The organism is Pyrococcus kukulkanii, assembly GCF_041647995.1.
Taxonomy (GTDB): Archaea; Methanobacteriota_B; Thermococci; order Thermococcales; family Thermococcaceae; genus Pyrococcus.
Window position 1 is genome coordinate 521337 of record NZ_JARRIB010000001.1, and the last position, 12627, is coordinate 533963.

Below are 12627 nucleotides of genomic sequence, written 5' to 3' on the forward strand. Positions count from 1 at the left end.
AGGTTTCTTTAACCTCCAGTCTGGCAAAAAGGCAAGGAAAGAACTTCTTTGGACACTAAAAGAAAGAACATAAAAGAACGTGGCCTAGATGAACATATATGTTCATTTTATTTTAAAGGATTACATTAACTTCCCACTATTTTTGCCCACTCCATTGCCCTTCTTACGGCTTCTTTCCACCCTTTATATAATCTTTCCCTTGTTTCTTCATCCATTTCTGGTTCAAAAACTCTTTCAGCCTTCCAGAGAGCTCTTATTTCATCAAGACTCTCCCAGTAATCAACCGCTAATCCCGCCAAGTATGCTGCACCTAAGGCTGTTGTCTCTTTAACAACTGGTCTTACAACGCGCCTGTTGAGAATGTCAGCCTGGAATTGCATTAAGAAGTCATTTGCTGTCGCTCCACCATCGACACGAAGCTCCTTTATACCAACAAGCTTCTCCATTTCTTCTATGACATCACGTGTTAGATACGCTATAGCTTCGAGCGTCGCTCTGGCAAGGTGCTCCCTTCCCGTTCCGCGGGTTATGCCAATTATCAGACCACGTGCAAACTGATCCCAGTATGGAGCTCCAAGTCCAACAAACGCAGGCACGAAGTAAACCCCCTCATTGCTTTCAAGCTTTCTTGCAAGCTCCTCTGTCTCGGCAACGTGTTTTATAATTTTTATTCCATCACGAAGCCATTGAACAGCTGCACCTGTCACGAAAATGCTCCCCTCAAGAGCATAGGTTATCTTTCCATTGATACCCCAGGCTATAGTTGTGAGTAGGTTCTTAGAGTAGCGAAGAGTCTTTCCGGTATTAACTAAGATGAAGTTTCCAGTCCCGTAAGTAGCTTTCACTATTCCCGTCTCAAATCCAGCCTGTCCAAACAGAGCTGCCTGCTGATCTCCAGCGTCTCCGCTGACTGGAATTTCACGCCCTAAAATCTTTGTGTAACCATAAATCTCACTAGAATTTCGGACTTCAGGCAAAATGTCTGAAGGAATATCAAAAATTTCTAAAAGGTCTTCATCCCACTCAAGCTTTCTAATGTTAAAGAGCATAGTTCTTGAAGCGTTTGAATAATCCGTTACGTGCTCGCCCGTAAGCCTATAGATAAGGAATGTATCAACAGTTCCAAAGTATACTTCTCCCCTTTCTGCCTTTTCTCTTAACCCAGGGACATTGTCGAGTAGCCACTTAATTTTACTAGCCGAGAAATAAGCATCTGGAACGAGGCCTGTTTTCTCCCTTATTACATCCCCGTATTCTCTCTTTATTTCCTCGATCATTTCAGCTGTCCTTCTACACTGCCAAACTATAGCATTATAAACAGGCTTCCCATTCTTATCCCAGATTATCGTGGTTTCCCTTTGATTAGTGATTCCTATCGCAACTATATCATTGGGAGAAAGCTTGGCTTTCTCAATCGCAACCTTTATTGCTTTTACCTGCGCCTCCCATATTTCCTCAGGGTTATGCTCGACCCAACCGGGCTTTGGATAATACTGAGGAAACTCGAACTGTCCAATGCCTAGCACATTACTCTCTTTGTCAAACAGAATAGCCCTAGCGGAGGTAGTTCCCTCGTCCAAGGCGAGAACCGCCTTCATGACACCACCTACTTTATTCCGGTATATAGCTTCTTTATAACTTTCTCCTAATCAACAGCGTCAGTGAGAGAACCACCGCTCCAAGGATGAACGAATCCCTGGCAGTATCCCGCCACATCTCAGGCCAATAGTACACCCTCGGACTGATAAATAGCCACACGTAAGTGTAATTCCCACATAATTTTTCGCAAGCTTCTTTCTCGGCTTGGAATGACTTAAGGGAGTTAAGGTAACTCAGGTAGTAGTACTTGCAACACCCAGGAACTTCTTGTAAGTGTTCTTCCAGAAGTTTAATCTTCCCGGTGTAATCACCCTTTTCACATCCAGGTTTGTCAAAATTGAAGTTGCCTCTAAGGCTCTTTAATCTGTTAATATCCTCGTTCTTGATGATCCCTTCAATCGTTATTGAGCCATAGGGCTCGCCCATTACCGTGAAGTTCACAATGGAAGAGTTCATGAGAGACAGCAATACCCTGTAATTTTCTTCCGTAAGGATCACATTACCATAAATTACGTCGCAAGTCCTGTGAACTTCACCCCTCCCCCCAAGGGATATAAGCGTGTCAATTAACTCTTTCTCCTTTTCGTATCCAACCCTAACTCTCCAATAGGGATAAAGGAAGTGCATTGATATCAAGAAGAGAATTGCAAACACCACAATCATCTTTCTATTAAACTTCGTGGACAAGCCAACCAACCCTAAGGAAAGAGCCCAAATTATCGTGTAGGCCAAAGTGAGATCCTTAACCGGGATTTCCCTGGGGAAGGCATATAACTGGAATAGATACGCGAAGTTCTCAGGGAGAGAACAGTTTTTGCAGATTCCAATCTCATCCAAGAATTCCATATATTCCTCAATCCCGGGCTTAGTGAAGTAAACCATACATCCCCTAAGTCGTTTTAGCTCCTCCGGGTTTTTGGTGTATACATATCCAAAGACAAAATTACCTTGAGAGCTTACATGATAGCTCTCAAGCTTTTTTAGTTCCCTAATAAAGTTCTCAAAATCAGGGAAGAGGCACACTATTGCTCCTCCGTCGATTAGTGTGCTAGGTCTCGTCCCCTTCTTATCTACATAATCCGGAAGGTGGGAAGGAGCTGTAGCCGGGAAGAATATTCCAAAGATAAGGAGTAGCAATGCAAACCAAATTAACACGTCTTCAAACTTCATGAAATTAAATTGCGGAAGAACATTATAAAATTATCTCAGTCTTAATTCCTTAAGGTAATTAACCATCCTCTCAACATCGTTAGCTATGACGACCTCGAAAAGGCCCTTCATCTTAGCGAGGTTATCGTTCTGGTAGAACAGCTCATCATTCTCGGTCCACAAAACAACTTTAAGGCCCAGTGAGCGGGCCCACTTTATTGCTTCTACGGTTCTCTCGAAGCCTATTATTGGAATTGCTTCCATAGGAACGTTTACAGACCATAAGTTAAGCTCCTTCTTTAGCTGAGGTATCTTTGGGACTATCTCCTCATTGTCTATGAGTAACCCCATTGTGGTTTCATTGTCCAGCTCCCTATACCTCTTTAGGGCCTCAACCTCGAAGGAGGATATCATGAATCTTTCTGGATTGTTCTTGCTAACGATTTCATAAACCCTCTCCACAGCATCAACGTCCTTAATCTCAACGTTAATTAAAGCATCTCTTGGTAGGGCTTCAACAGTCTCCTCCAGCGTTGGAATCCTCTGTCCCATCCCTAAATCTGCTTTCTTCAGCTCTTCAAGCATCATATCCTTCTGCCTTCCCCTCATATTGCTCGTCCTATCTATGGTTTCATCGTGCATAATTATTGCTTCACCATCCTTGGTAAGCCACACATCAAATTCTACACCATCCGCCCCACTCTCTATTGCCTTCTGGAAAGCCAGTAAGGTATTCTCTGGGTACTTGCCAATCCAACCCCTATGGCCTAAGACTATGACCCTCTCCTTCTCCCACATCCTAATCCCCCAATATGACGATTGTAACTTGAAGTTAAACACCTTTCTTTAAGCGATATTAAATGTTGACAATTGTCCAATGAACTCCGAGACAATTTTTATAAACATTGATGAACACATTTAGTCACCATGACAAATTCTCCGGAGGTGAAAAGATGAACCAAGGAAAGTTCAGATACTCGATGATATTTCTCCTCGGCTTCGGATTCTTCGGAATAAGCATAATATGGGCCCTCTACAACGCGTACGTTCCAATATTCCTTCAGGACACGTTCCACCTCAGCAAAACTATCACGGGCTTTATAATGACGATAGACAACCTCTTTGCAGTCTTACTCTTGCCGTTCCTTGGGGCTTTGAGTGACATGACGCGAACGAGGCTTGGAAGGAGAAAACCTTATATCCTCTTGGGAGCCCCCTCAGCTGCTATAATGTTCGCCCTTATACCCGTCGCTAGGAGATATGAAAACTTAGCCCTCTTCATGGGGACGATAATCTTCATGAACTTCTTCATGGCCCTCTTCAGGTCACCAGTAATTGCCTTCATGCCGGACATAACGCCCAGCGAAAAGAGAAGTCAAGCGAATGGAATAATAAACTTCATGGGAGGTTTAGGAGCACTCCTCGCGTACTTTGGCGGTAAAGTTTTGTATGACATGAATTATGCCTATCCCTTCTATTTCGGGGCATTGATAATGCTGATAGCAAACCTTTTGGTTGTGATATTCGTCCCAGAGCCGGAACAATACAGGGTGCCTGGGGCAAAACTTGACATCAAGAAGATATTGAGAGAAACAACAAAGAAGAGCTTTGGAGAGCTTAAGGAGAACCTGAAGGATGTCTTTGCAAGCAGGGAGAAGAGCCTCCTAGCAATACTGCTCGCAATATTCTTCTGGTTCATAGCCTTTAACTCATTAGAGACTTTCTTCACGAGCTACGCTAAGTACCATCTAGGCATAGAGGAGAGCACTGGAGCGTTCATGCTCGGAGTGTTCAGCCTGAGCTTCATGCTCTTCGCGATTCCAGCGGGATTTGTCGGGGCAAGGTTGGGGAGGAGGAAAACAATAAGCCTGGGTCTCCTGATAACCACCGCAATAGTCTTGGTGGCCTTCTATATAGGGGAGACTTCAAAGCCGGCAAGTAGTTCCCTGAGCGATCCAGTTGTCATGAGCTTCATGGGCCTATTCTTCGTTGGGGGTATTGGATGGGCGATGATAAACGTCAACTCCCTCCCCATGGTCGTTGACATGACAACGGAAGAGAAGCTCGGTGGTTATACTGGGTTATACTACTTCTTCAGCCAAGCTGCAAACTTAGTTGCTCCCCCGCTTTCGGGAGCATTCATAGACGTCGCAGGCTACAAGACCTTACTACCATTCGCTGCGGTATTCTTCTTGTTGGCCTTGATAACAATGAGGTTCGTGAGGAGAGGTGACATTGTGAAGACCAAGCTTGATGCCCACGAATATATTCCCGATTTAGACTGAGGTGGTAAGAATGAAGAAGTTTAGCTGGAAGGTAGTCCTAGGGTTGGCCCTATTGGGATTCAGCAGGAGCGTTGGATGGGCCCTCAACAAGGGACTCTCATTCCCCCTCCTCACAAGTTATTCAAGATCGGCATTCATCAAAGGAACTATCCTTGCAAGCGAGGGGATAATTGGCCTAATAATTCCACCACTCCTCGGGTACTACAGTGACACCCTAAAATCAAGGCACGGGAGGAGAAGGCCGTTCATCATGGCCGGAGGCCTATTGGCAGGTATAGCTGCCCTCACAATTTACACAGCGTGCTCTTTTGGCATCCCACTTGCGGGATTCGCCCTAACCCTTGCCTTTTTCTACCTTTCAATGCACTTATATACAGCACAGTTCAGGGCATTAATGCCTGATACAATTGAAAGCGGGCAGAGAGGAAAGGCTAGTGGTGTGATAACGCTCTTTGAGTGGGCAGGGAATTTATTCCTCTTCGGCCTCGCGGGTTACCTGATAGCTAAAGCAGTCGCAGTAACAGGAGGAGAAGGGATAAAGGCGTTAGCCCAAACCCCATACCTCAAGATACCGTTCATAATAACCGCAATATTCTTAATAGGTGCCGCGTTATTCGTGTACTTCGTCATTAGAGAACCAAAAGCCCCTGAAATTGAAGAAAATGAGGGATTATTCGAGTACCTTAAGAGCATAGTCGAGAACAGGGACTTCCTTAAGTTCTATGCGGCTCAAACGCTGTGGTGGATGAGCTTCGAGTTCATAGCTATCTTCCTCTACGGAATACTAGCGTACATCCTCTACGGCTCAGCAAGCGAGGCAAACGTCAAGGCGGTAACATCCCTTGGGTTAATGTTAATGGCTCTCTTCAACGTCACAGTCCTGATAGGAGCGCTCCCAGGGGGAATAATCTACGACAAGCTTGGGAGGAGGTTAAGTATAATCCTGGGAGGAATCATCTTTGCTCTACCCCAGCTGTGGGGCTGGTTCATAAGCTCGAGGACTGAGATAATAATAGCCCTTGCCATCGCGGGAATTGGATGGGGGATTTTAATGGCAGCATCCTACCCAGTCATAGGAGATCTATTGACTAAGTTCGAAAGGGAAGCCTTCACAGGGAGATATTACGGCTTCTTCGAGGCCACAAGGTCACTACCAGTTCTCCTTGCCGGAGTCATTGGAGGGGCAATAGTCGACTTAGCGGGAGAGAACTACAGAATACTCTTCCCAATTGGAGCCTTACTAGTGTTAATGGCCATGCCTATGATCTGGATGATGAGGAACCTGGAGGTGGAAGAATGATAGTTGCAATCCTTTCATTTATCATCTTTGCACTTTTGGCATTTTCAGCGTTCGTGGGCTATAAAATGGTCACACCTCCGAGGCAAAAAGGCCAGTGGACACCCAAAGATCTCGGCTACGAGTACGATGATGTGACTATAGAGACGAGGGACGGGCTTAAGCTCAAGGGCTGGTGGATTAATCAGGGAGGAGATAAGACGGTAATCCTGCTCCACGGCTACACGGCAAGTAAGTGGAATGAAACTTACATAAAACCCGCCTTAAAGTTCCTCCTTGATGCCGGCTTCAACGTTCTCCTCTTCGACTTCAGGGCTCACGGAGAGAGCGAAGGCAACAGAACAACCGTTGGAGACAAAGAGCTCATAGACTTAATTTCAGCCGTTGATTGGCTTGAGAGAAGAGGGATAAAGAGGGTTGGAGTCGTTGGCTTTTCAATGGGTGCAATAGTTACGATAAGGGGACTTGGTGAAGATGAGAGGATAACCTGCGGTGTTGCGGACAGTCCACCAATATACATGGACAGGACAGGGGCTAGGGGATTGAAGTACTTCGCAAACCTACCCGAATTCCTTTATCCCCTGGTAAAGCCATTCACCCTCATTTTCAGTGGAGGCAGAGTTGTGAACGTCATAGAGTACGCAGACAAGATCAGAAAGCCACTTCTACTAATAGCGGGCAAGAAGGATCCGCTCGTGAAAGTCGAGGAAGTCAGGGAATTTTACGAGAGGAACAAGAGGATTAACGAGAGAGTTGAACTGTGGATTACGGAAGCTCCACACGTGAGGACTATAGTGGAAAATCCAGAGGAGTGGAAGGAAAGGGTCGTGAGGTTCCTAAAGGAGTCACTCTAATTCATTTTCCAGCCACTCAGCGAGTCCCCAAGCTTCGTCTTGACTCGCATCTTGATCCAGCGTTCCTTTCCCAATTATCTTCCAAATGGAATCTTTCTTTTACCTCCCCTCTAATTCTCCTGTTTTCTAATTCAACGTAGTTTTCCAATGCCTCTTTTATGATCTCCTCTAGCGACACTTTCTTTTTCAGCGCAATAATGCGTAACATGTTGTATAAATCCTCATCAACCTCTATTTGCACCTTCCTGCTCATCTTCTCCACCACCCATAAACACTAAGCGCTAAGTCTCCTTATCCTCCACCTGTAGCTAAAGAGTGCAACGGCAAGCATCATTAATGCCCCCAGGGTGACTATCAACAGCTCTACCCTAACCCCGCTCAAACCCAAGTGGTAAATTTCAAGCTTCCTCAGTGCCTTTAAAGCCGCCCCCAGGGGGAAGTACTTAGCTATTGGCCTCGCCCAGGAAGGGAGTAAAGACTCTGGAACGACGACGGCAGCGAAGAACAGGAGAGGCATCGATATTAAATTCACAACGGCATTAGTTGTCTTTATACTCCCCGTGAGCATGCCTATAGCCAACCCCAAGGACATCGAGAATATCGAGGCAAGGACTATTACAACCCAACCCAAAGGAGAAGGAAAGAACCTAACATGGAAGGCTAGAAAGGCAAACGCAAGGCCCGTAAAGATGCTAACCAAGATTATCGCGAACGTTGCACTCATCTTACCAATCAAAAAGTCCCAGGGCGAAGCTGGAGAAGAAGCTATCCTCCTGAGAGTTCCCTTCTCGATTTCCTCTAAGACTGAAGAAGACATCATGAGCATCGTGGCGAAGAGGAACTGAATTCCTATAAAGCTTGTAACGTAGAATTCCATTGGAGTTACCTTTGTCCCCTCAACTGTCTTCTCCTCGAGGGTTACCGGCTTAGCGAAGCCAAGAATATATGGGAGGGCGTTCCTGGGGACGTACTTCCCCACCATATTAAGCCTCTCCTCCTGAAGTCTTGAGCTCAATTCCGTGAAGAAGCCGGTTATAGCACCCTTCACGATCTGATAAGTTTGAGGATCGCTTTTATCGTAGTACACCTCAACATAGGTAGGATATCCCTTCGTCAAGTTTACGGTAAAGCCATTGGGGAACACCAAAAAAGCATCTATCTTTCCCTTCTTCAAAGCGTTAATTCCATCTTCCCAGCTTGAATAGTGGTAAATCGTGAACATCCTCTCCCCGTTTACCTCAACGCTCTCTATAGCGTGAATTATCCAAGAGACATTTTCCCGAGAATAGTAGCCGACCTTAACGTTCAGCGTTGGATTTTCATTTCCCCATATTCCCCCAAGGATCAGTAGCCAAAGAATGGGGAATATAAAGACCCAAAATATCGCCATTTTCTCTCGAGAGAACTCCTTTACTTCCTTGATGAATATCCCCTTTACCGCCCTAAACTTCATTCCAGCCCCCTCCCAGTGAGCTTCAGAAAAACATCCTCCAACGTGGGCTCCTCCACCCGCACAAGCCTGATTTCACTCCCGCTTTTTAGGAGAACATCTATAATCCTAGGCAACTCCTTCCTGGGATCCTCCACAGGTATTCTAACATAGTTTTCCTTCACCAGAACGTTGCTACCGAGGTTCTCAGCTCTCACTATGGTTCCCTCAATGTGAAGTATGCTGGACTGACCGGCCAGCCTTTTAAGCTCTTCAACCGTGCCGACAGCAATGACTCTGCCCTCATTCATTATGGCGACCCTATCGGAAAGAGCCTCAGCTTCCTCCATGTAATGAGTGGCCAGAATTATTGTTTTGCCCTCCTCCTTCAGCTCCCTTATTATCCTCCAAAGCTCCCTCCTCGAGGGAACATCCAAACCTGTGGAAGGCTCGTCGAGTATTATTATCCTCGGATCATGGAGGAGCGTTACTGCAATGCTGAGTCTCTTCCTGAATCCCCCGCTCAGTTCCCTAACCTTCTTCTTCCTCGGCAGACTAAATCTCTCAATTAAATCATCAATTCTCTCGGCCGGCGCGTCGAATAAATCAGCGTAAAACTGGAGGTTCTCCTCGACTGTTAGGAGGTTGTAAAGTATATCTTCCTGGGGAACGTAGCCAATAAATCTCAAAGCTTCTCGCGAAAGTTTCCTTCCAAATACTTTGACTTCGCCAGAATCATAGGAAAGACCCTCAGCGATTATCCTGAGGAGCGTTGTTTTCCCGGCACCATTGGGACCAAGGAGAGCAAAAATCTCATTTTCCTTTATCCTGAGTGTTACTCCTTTGAGAGCTTCAAAGTCTCCATATCTTTTTACTAGATTGGCAACTTCTATAGCGTACATGTTAGTTAGTTAAACCCGAGGCTTAAAAGGGGTGAGGAAGTTCTGGAATACAGAGTGAGAGCATGAGAAAAGTTATCCTATTAATACTCACCGGACTCTTAATTACATTCCTCATTGAGCTTACCTATTCCCCCTGCCAAACGAGGTATACAGGAGGCTTCATGGTTCTAGTTCACGACGTTAGCCCTGTGTACACCTCAAACGTTCGGGAGATAGCCGAGCTATTGAAAGATCTCGGCTACCAAAACTCAACCATGCTTTTTATAATACCGAACCATGCAGGCAACCACCCGATAAGCAAGGATGGAAACTTTACTAAGCTAATACGGGAGCTGGAGAAAGAAGGCTTTAAGGTTGGAATTCACGGTTACACCCATTCAAGGGATGAGTTCAACTGCAATTCTTCGGTTGCAGAGATTAAAATAGAGGAGGCAATTGAGGAGATGCACAAGGCAAACATAACCTTTGAGAGGGTATTCATCCCTCCCCAGTACTCCATATCCCAGGACGCCCTCAAGGTTCTCCTAAAGAACAACTTCACGGTCATCCTGAAGGATAAAATTTACTATCCAAACGGAAGCTGTGCCAAAATTGCAAATAGGGAGTACACGTGGTACGCAAGTAACTGGAGCCTCGGAATTAGGCTCTTCATTGCAAAATTAGATTACAGGCTCCACTCAGATAACTTTATGCTCTCAATACATCCAAAGGCCGTGAACCACGGATGCGGAATGGAGTTCTTAAGGAAATTCCTTGAGTGGCTAAAGCTTAATGTCCAGAAAGTTAATTCCTAATTTCCTTACTATTTTCCTGTAAAGCGGAAGCCAAGTGTCCTGGGTTACCTTTACCACGTTATAGATCCATGGAGCTAGTAGTAAACTAAAGAGGACATCGCTAAACCAGTGAACGTGGAGGAGGAGCCTCGTAAAAGCAACGCCAATGGCGTATGCCCATACAATAATCCTAGCCTTTTTCCAGCGATTGGATGAGTACGTAGCTATAATTCCTCCCCTGAATGCGTGTCCAGAAGGGAAGGAAAACCCTCCATATCCCCTGGGCCTGGGCTCATTTAGTGCAACCTTTAGGATTCCAACAATTGCCAAGCCCAAAAATGCGGAAAGAAGAAAGACAAGAGTCTCCTTAGAGAGCTTCCCATACTCCTTAACGTCCAGATAGATGGCAAAGAGGGCAAAGGCGAAAAAGAATAGGTTACCACCCAAGACCGTTAAGATCGTGAGCACCCCGAGATTTGGGGAGGGTAATAGAAGGTCAATCCTCTCATTGATTCCCTTCAATAGGCCAAGGACCTGGAGGATAAAAATTAAGGCCAAGAGAAATGAGCTTACCAAGATTTTCCTCATGGATGTAAGGGCGTGTGAAGAAATAAAAATGTTTTTGAGCTCAGCTAACCCTCTTCTCATCACCGATCAGAGTGGCTAACGGTCATCATGGGCCAAAGCTAAGTGACCCGCTCCGCCCTGAAGGGCGAGGTTTTCGGAAGAAAAATATAAAATGGGAGAGTTAAAAAGGTTGGGGATGATGAGCGTTTACCGGTCTGAGCCGTGATGAGATCGGCACTGCCTGACTCAGTAATCCACTTCTCCCTTCTCCTTCAGCTCCCTGTACATTCTCCAGGTAATTATCGGCTTCTTAACAGCCAAGACATCATCAACCCTTCTAACGGCGGTGTTGTGTGGAGCTGACTTAACGATCTCTGGATTGGTGTAGGCTTCTTCGCTTATCCTCTTAAGGGCCTCAACGTACGCATCAAGCTCCTCTTTAGTTACACTCTCGGTAGGCTCTATCATTAATGCCTCATGCACTATGAGTGGGAAGTATATCGTTGGGGCATGCATTCCAAAGTCCAGCAACCTCTTTGCTACGTCCAAAGCCTTAACTCCCGTCTCCTTCTTCATTGGCTCAGCTGAGAAGACCACTTCATGCTTCCTCAGCTCCTTGTAGGGCAGCTCATAACCTCTAGTCCCCTTAAGCTTCCGGGTAAGGTAATTCGCATTAAGCACGGCAACTTCACTTACCTCTCTGAGCCCCTCCCTGCCCATGATCTTGAGGTACGTTAAAGCCCTAACTAACACTGCAAAGTTTCCGAACAGCTCCTTCACCTTTCCTATGCTCTTTGGAACGTTGTAGTCGAGGTAGTAACGATCGTTCTCCTCGTCATAGCTAACTAGAGGAACTGGCAGGTAGTCCTTCAGGAAGTCCTTAACTCCAACTGGCCCTGCTCCAGGACCGCCACCGCCGTGAGGCGTTGAAAACGTCTTGTGGAGGTTCAAGTGAACTATGTCAAAGCCCATATCACCGGGCCTTATCTTACCAAGGACTGCGTTCAAGTTTGCTCCATCGTAATAAAGCAGGCCTCCAGCCTTGTGAACTATCTTCGCAATCTCCAATATTTCGTCTTCAAATATTCCCAAGGTGTTAGGGTTCGTGAGCATTAAACCCGCGGTTCTCTCGCTGACGGCATTCTCTAGTGCCTCAAGGTCAACTGTTCCGTTTTCATTGGAGGGGATCTCAATGACCTTAAATCCAGCCATTGCAGCTGAAGCGGGATTAGTTCCGTGGGCTGAATCTGGAACGAGCATTTCGGTTCTCTGGGTCTCTCCCCTGTCCAAGTGGTAGGCCTTGATAATCATTACACCGGTGAACTCTCCATTTGCACCCGCAGCTGGCTGGAGGGTGAAACGGTCCATTCCAGTTATTTCCTTAAGCCACTGCTCGAGCTCCCACATTATCTTAAGGGCTCCTTGGACGGTCCTCTCATCCTGATATGGGTGAATGAAGCTGACCTTTGGATGGTTCGCTAACTCCTCATTTATCTTTGGATTGTACTTCATGGTACATGATCCAAGAGGATAGATGCCGGAGTCAACGCCGTAATTCATCTCGCTCAACCTTGTGTAGTGCTTAACAACCTCAGGCTCGCTAACCTCAGGCAGATTTAGGGGACTCTTCCTCTTGAGTTTCTCGGGAATTTCAACTTCAACCTCTTCAATTGGCTTTGGCAGAGTGTAGCCAACTCTCCCAGGATGGGAGAGCTCAAAGATGAGGGGCTCCTCCCACTTTGCTTGGCGGAACATTTTTCATTCCTCCTCTA

12 protein-coding genes are annotated in these 12627 nt (G+C 46.0%); 4 read left to right on the plus strand and 8 right to left on the minus strand.

Features of this window, described 5'->3' with window-relative positions; genetic code table 11:
* Window positions 1-125 precede the first annotated feature (125 nt).
* From glpK to P8X24_RS03190, 3 genes are read right to left on the minus strand one after another with little or no spacing between them, the layout of a single operon-like run.
* On the minus strand, window positions 126-1598 hold the full coding sequence (gene glpK, locus P8X24_RS03180; RefSeq protein WP_372914021.1) for a glycerol kinase GlpK: 1473 nt from the start codon (window positions 1596-1598) through the stop codon (window positions 126-128).
* A 34-nt stretch (window positions 1599-1632) separates the two neighbouring features.
* Entirely contained in the window at window positions 1633-2769 is a 1137-nt protein-coding gene (locus P8X24_RS03185; protein WP_372914022.1) for a hypothetical protein, read from the minus strand.
* 30 nt (window positions 2770-2799) lie between these two features.
* Window positions 2800-3546, minus strand: a complete 747-nt coding sequence (locus P8X24_RS03190; protein ID WP_372914023.1) for a glycerophosphodiester phosphodiesterase family protein — start codon at window positions 3544-3546, stop codon at window positions 2800-2802.
* A gap of 155 nt (window positions 3547-3701) precedes the next feature.
* On the opposite strand from P8X24_RS03190, the gene P8X24_RS03195 reads away from it, so the two are divergent.
* From P8X24_RS03195 to P8X24_RS03205, 3 genes are read left to right on the plus strand one after another with little or no spacing between them, the layout of a single operon-like run.
* Window positions 3702-5033 (plus strand): SLC45 family MFS transporter, encoded by a 1332-nt coding sequence (locus tag P8X24_RS03195; protein WP_372914024.1) that lies wholly within the window; start codon window positions 3702-3704, stop codon window positions 5031-5033.
* 10 nt (window positions 5034-5043) lie between these two features.
* Complete coding sequence (locus tag P8X24_RS03200; RefSeq protein WP_372914025.1) at window positions 5044-6333, plus strand: MFS transporter; 1290 nt, start codon at window positions 5044-5046, stop codon at window positions 6331-6333.
* Window positions 6330-7184, plus strand: coding sequence for an alpha/beta hydrolase (locus tag P8X24_RS03205; protein WP_372914026.1), 855 nt, complete (start codon window positions 6330-6332; stop codon window positions 7182-7184). Before P8X24_RS03200 ends, P8X24_RS03205 begins: the two co-directional genes overlap by 4 nt.
* 16 nt (window positions 7185-7200) lie before the next feature.
* Here P8X24_RS03205 and P8X24_RS03210 read toward each other — a convergent pair whose 3' ends face one another.
* The 3 genes from P8X24_RS03210 to P8X24_RS03220 are packed head-to-tail and all read right to left on the minus strand — an operon-like array spanning window position 7201 to window position 9515.
* Window positions 7201-7437 carry a ribbon-helix-helix protein, CopG family gene (locus P8X24_RS03210; protein ID WP_372914027.1) on the minus strand — a complete coding sequence of 79 codons (237 nt, stop codon included), beginning with the start codon at window positions 7435-7437 and terminating at the stop codon, window positions 7201-7203.
* A 21-nt stretch (window positions 7438-7458) separates the two neighbouring features.
* Complete coding sequence (locus tag P8X24_RS03215) at window positions 7459-8637, minus strand: ABC transporter permease (protein ID WP_372914028.1); 1179 nt, start codon at window positions 8635-8637, stop codon at window positions 7459-7461.
* The gene (locus P8X24_RS03220) at window positions 8634-9515 is read right to left on the minus strand and encodes an ABC transporter ATP-binding protein (protein ID WP_372914029.1); all 882 of its coding nucleotides are present in this window, start codon (window positions 9513-9515) and stop codon (window positions 8634-8636) included. Before P8X24_RS03220 ends, P8X24_RS03215 begins: the two co-directional genes overlap by 4 nt.
* A gap of 62 nt (window positions 9516-9577) precedes the next feature.
* On the opposite strand from P8X24_RS03220, the gene P8X24_RS03225 reads away from it, so the two are divergent.
* Window positions 9578-10309 (plus strand): DUF2334 domain-containing protein, encoded by a 732-nt coding sequence (locus P8X24_RS03225; protein WP_372914030.1) that lies wholly within the window; start codon window positions 9578-9580, stop codon window positions 10307-10309.
* Here P8X24_RS03225 and P8X24_RS03230 read toward each other — a convergent pair.
* Both P8X24_RS03230 and gcvPB read right to left on the minus strand, forming a co-directional pair.
* Window positions 10277-10876: a phosphatase PAP2 family protein gene (locus P8X24_RS03230; RefSeq protein ID WP_372914031.1), complete on the minus strand. Its 600-nt coding sequence runs from the start codon at window positions 10874-10876 to the stop codon at window positions 10277-10279. The two genes, P8X24_RS03225 and P8X24_RS03230, sit on opposite strands and share 33 nt — an antisense overlap.
* A gap of 225 nt (window positions 10877-11101) precedes the next feature.
* Complete coding sequence (gene gcvPB, locus P8X24_RS03240) at window positions 11102-12610, minus strand: aminomethyl-transferring glycine dehydrogenase subunit GcvPB (RefSeq protein ID WP_372914032.1); 1509 nt, start codon at window positions 12608-12610, stop codon at window positions 11102-11104.
* Window positions 12611-12627 lie beyond the last annotated feature (17 nt).

Bases quoted from the DNA above. Each gene is read 5' to 3' on its own strand.
- P8X24_RS03210 (WP_372914027.1), bottom strand. From the start codon at position 7,437: ATGAGCAGGAAGGTGCAAATAGAGGTTGATGAGGATTTATACAACATG.
- P8X24_RS03205 (WP_372914026.1), top strand. From the start codon at position 6,330: ATGATAGTTGCAATCCTTTCATTTATCATCTTTGCACTTTTGGCATTT.
- gcvPB (WP_372914032.1), bottom strand. From the start codon at position 12,610: ATGTTCCGCCAAGCAAAGTGGGAGGAGCCCCTCATCTTTGAGCTCTCC.
- P8X24_RS03225 (WP_372914030.1), top strand. From the start codon at position 9,578: ATGAGAAAAGTTATCCTATTAATACTCACCGGACTCTTAATTACATTC.
- P8X24_RS03195 (WP_372914024.1), top strand. From the start codon at position 3,702: ATGAACCAAGGAAAGTTCAGATACTCGATGATATTTCTCCTCGGCTTC.
- P8X24_RS03215 (WP_372914028.1), bottom strand. From the start codon at position 8,637: ATGAAGTTTAGGGCGGTAAAGGGGATATTCATCAAGGAAGTAAAGGAG.
- P8X24_RS03185 (WP_372914022.1), bottom strand. From the start codon at position 2,769: ATGAAGTTTGAAGACGTGTTAATTTGGTTTGCATTGCTACTCCTTATC.
- P8X24_RS03190 (WP_372914023.1), bottom strand. From the start codon at position 3,546: ATGTGGGAGAAGGAGAGGGTCATAGTCTTAGGCCATAGGGGTTGGATT.
- P8X24_RS03200 (WP_372914025.1), top strand. From the start codon at position 5,044: ATGAAGAAGTTTAGCTGGAAGGTAGTCCTAGGGTTGGCCCTATTGGGA.
- glpK (WP_372914021.1), bottom strand. From the start codon at position 1,598: ATGAAGGCGGTTCTCGCCTTGGACGAGGGAACTACCTCCGCTAGGGCT.
- P8X24_RS03230 (WP_372914031.1), bottom strand. From the start codon at position 10,876: ATGAGGAAAATCTTGGTAAGCTCATTTCTCTTGGCCTTAATTTTTATC.
- P8X24_RS03220 (WP_372914029.1), bottom strand. From the start codon at position 9,515: ATGTACGCTATAGAAGTTGCCAATCTAGTAAAAAGATATGGAGACTTT.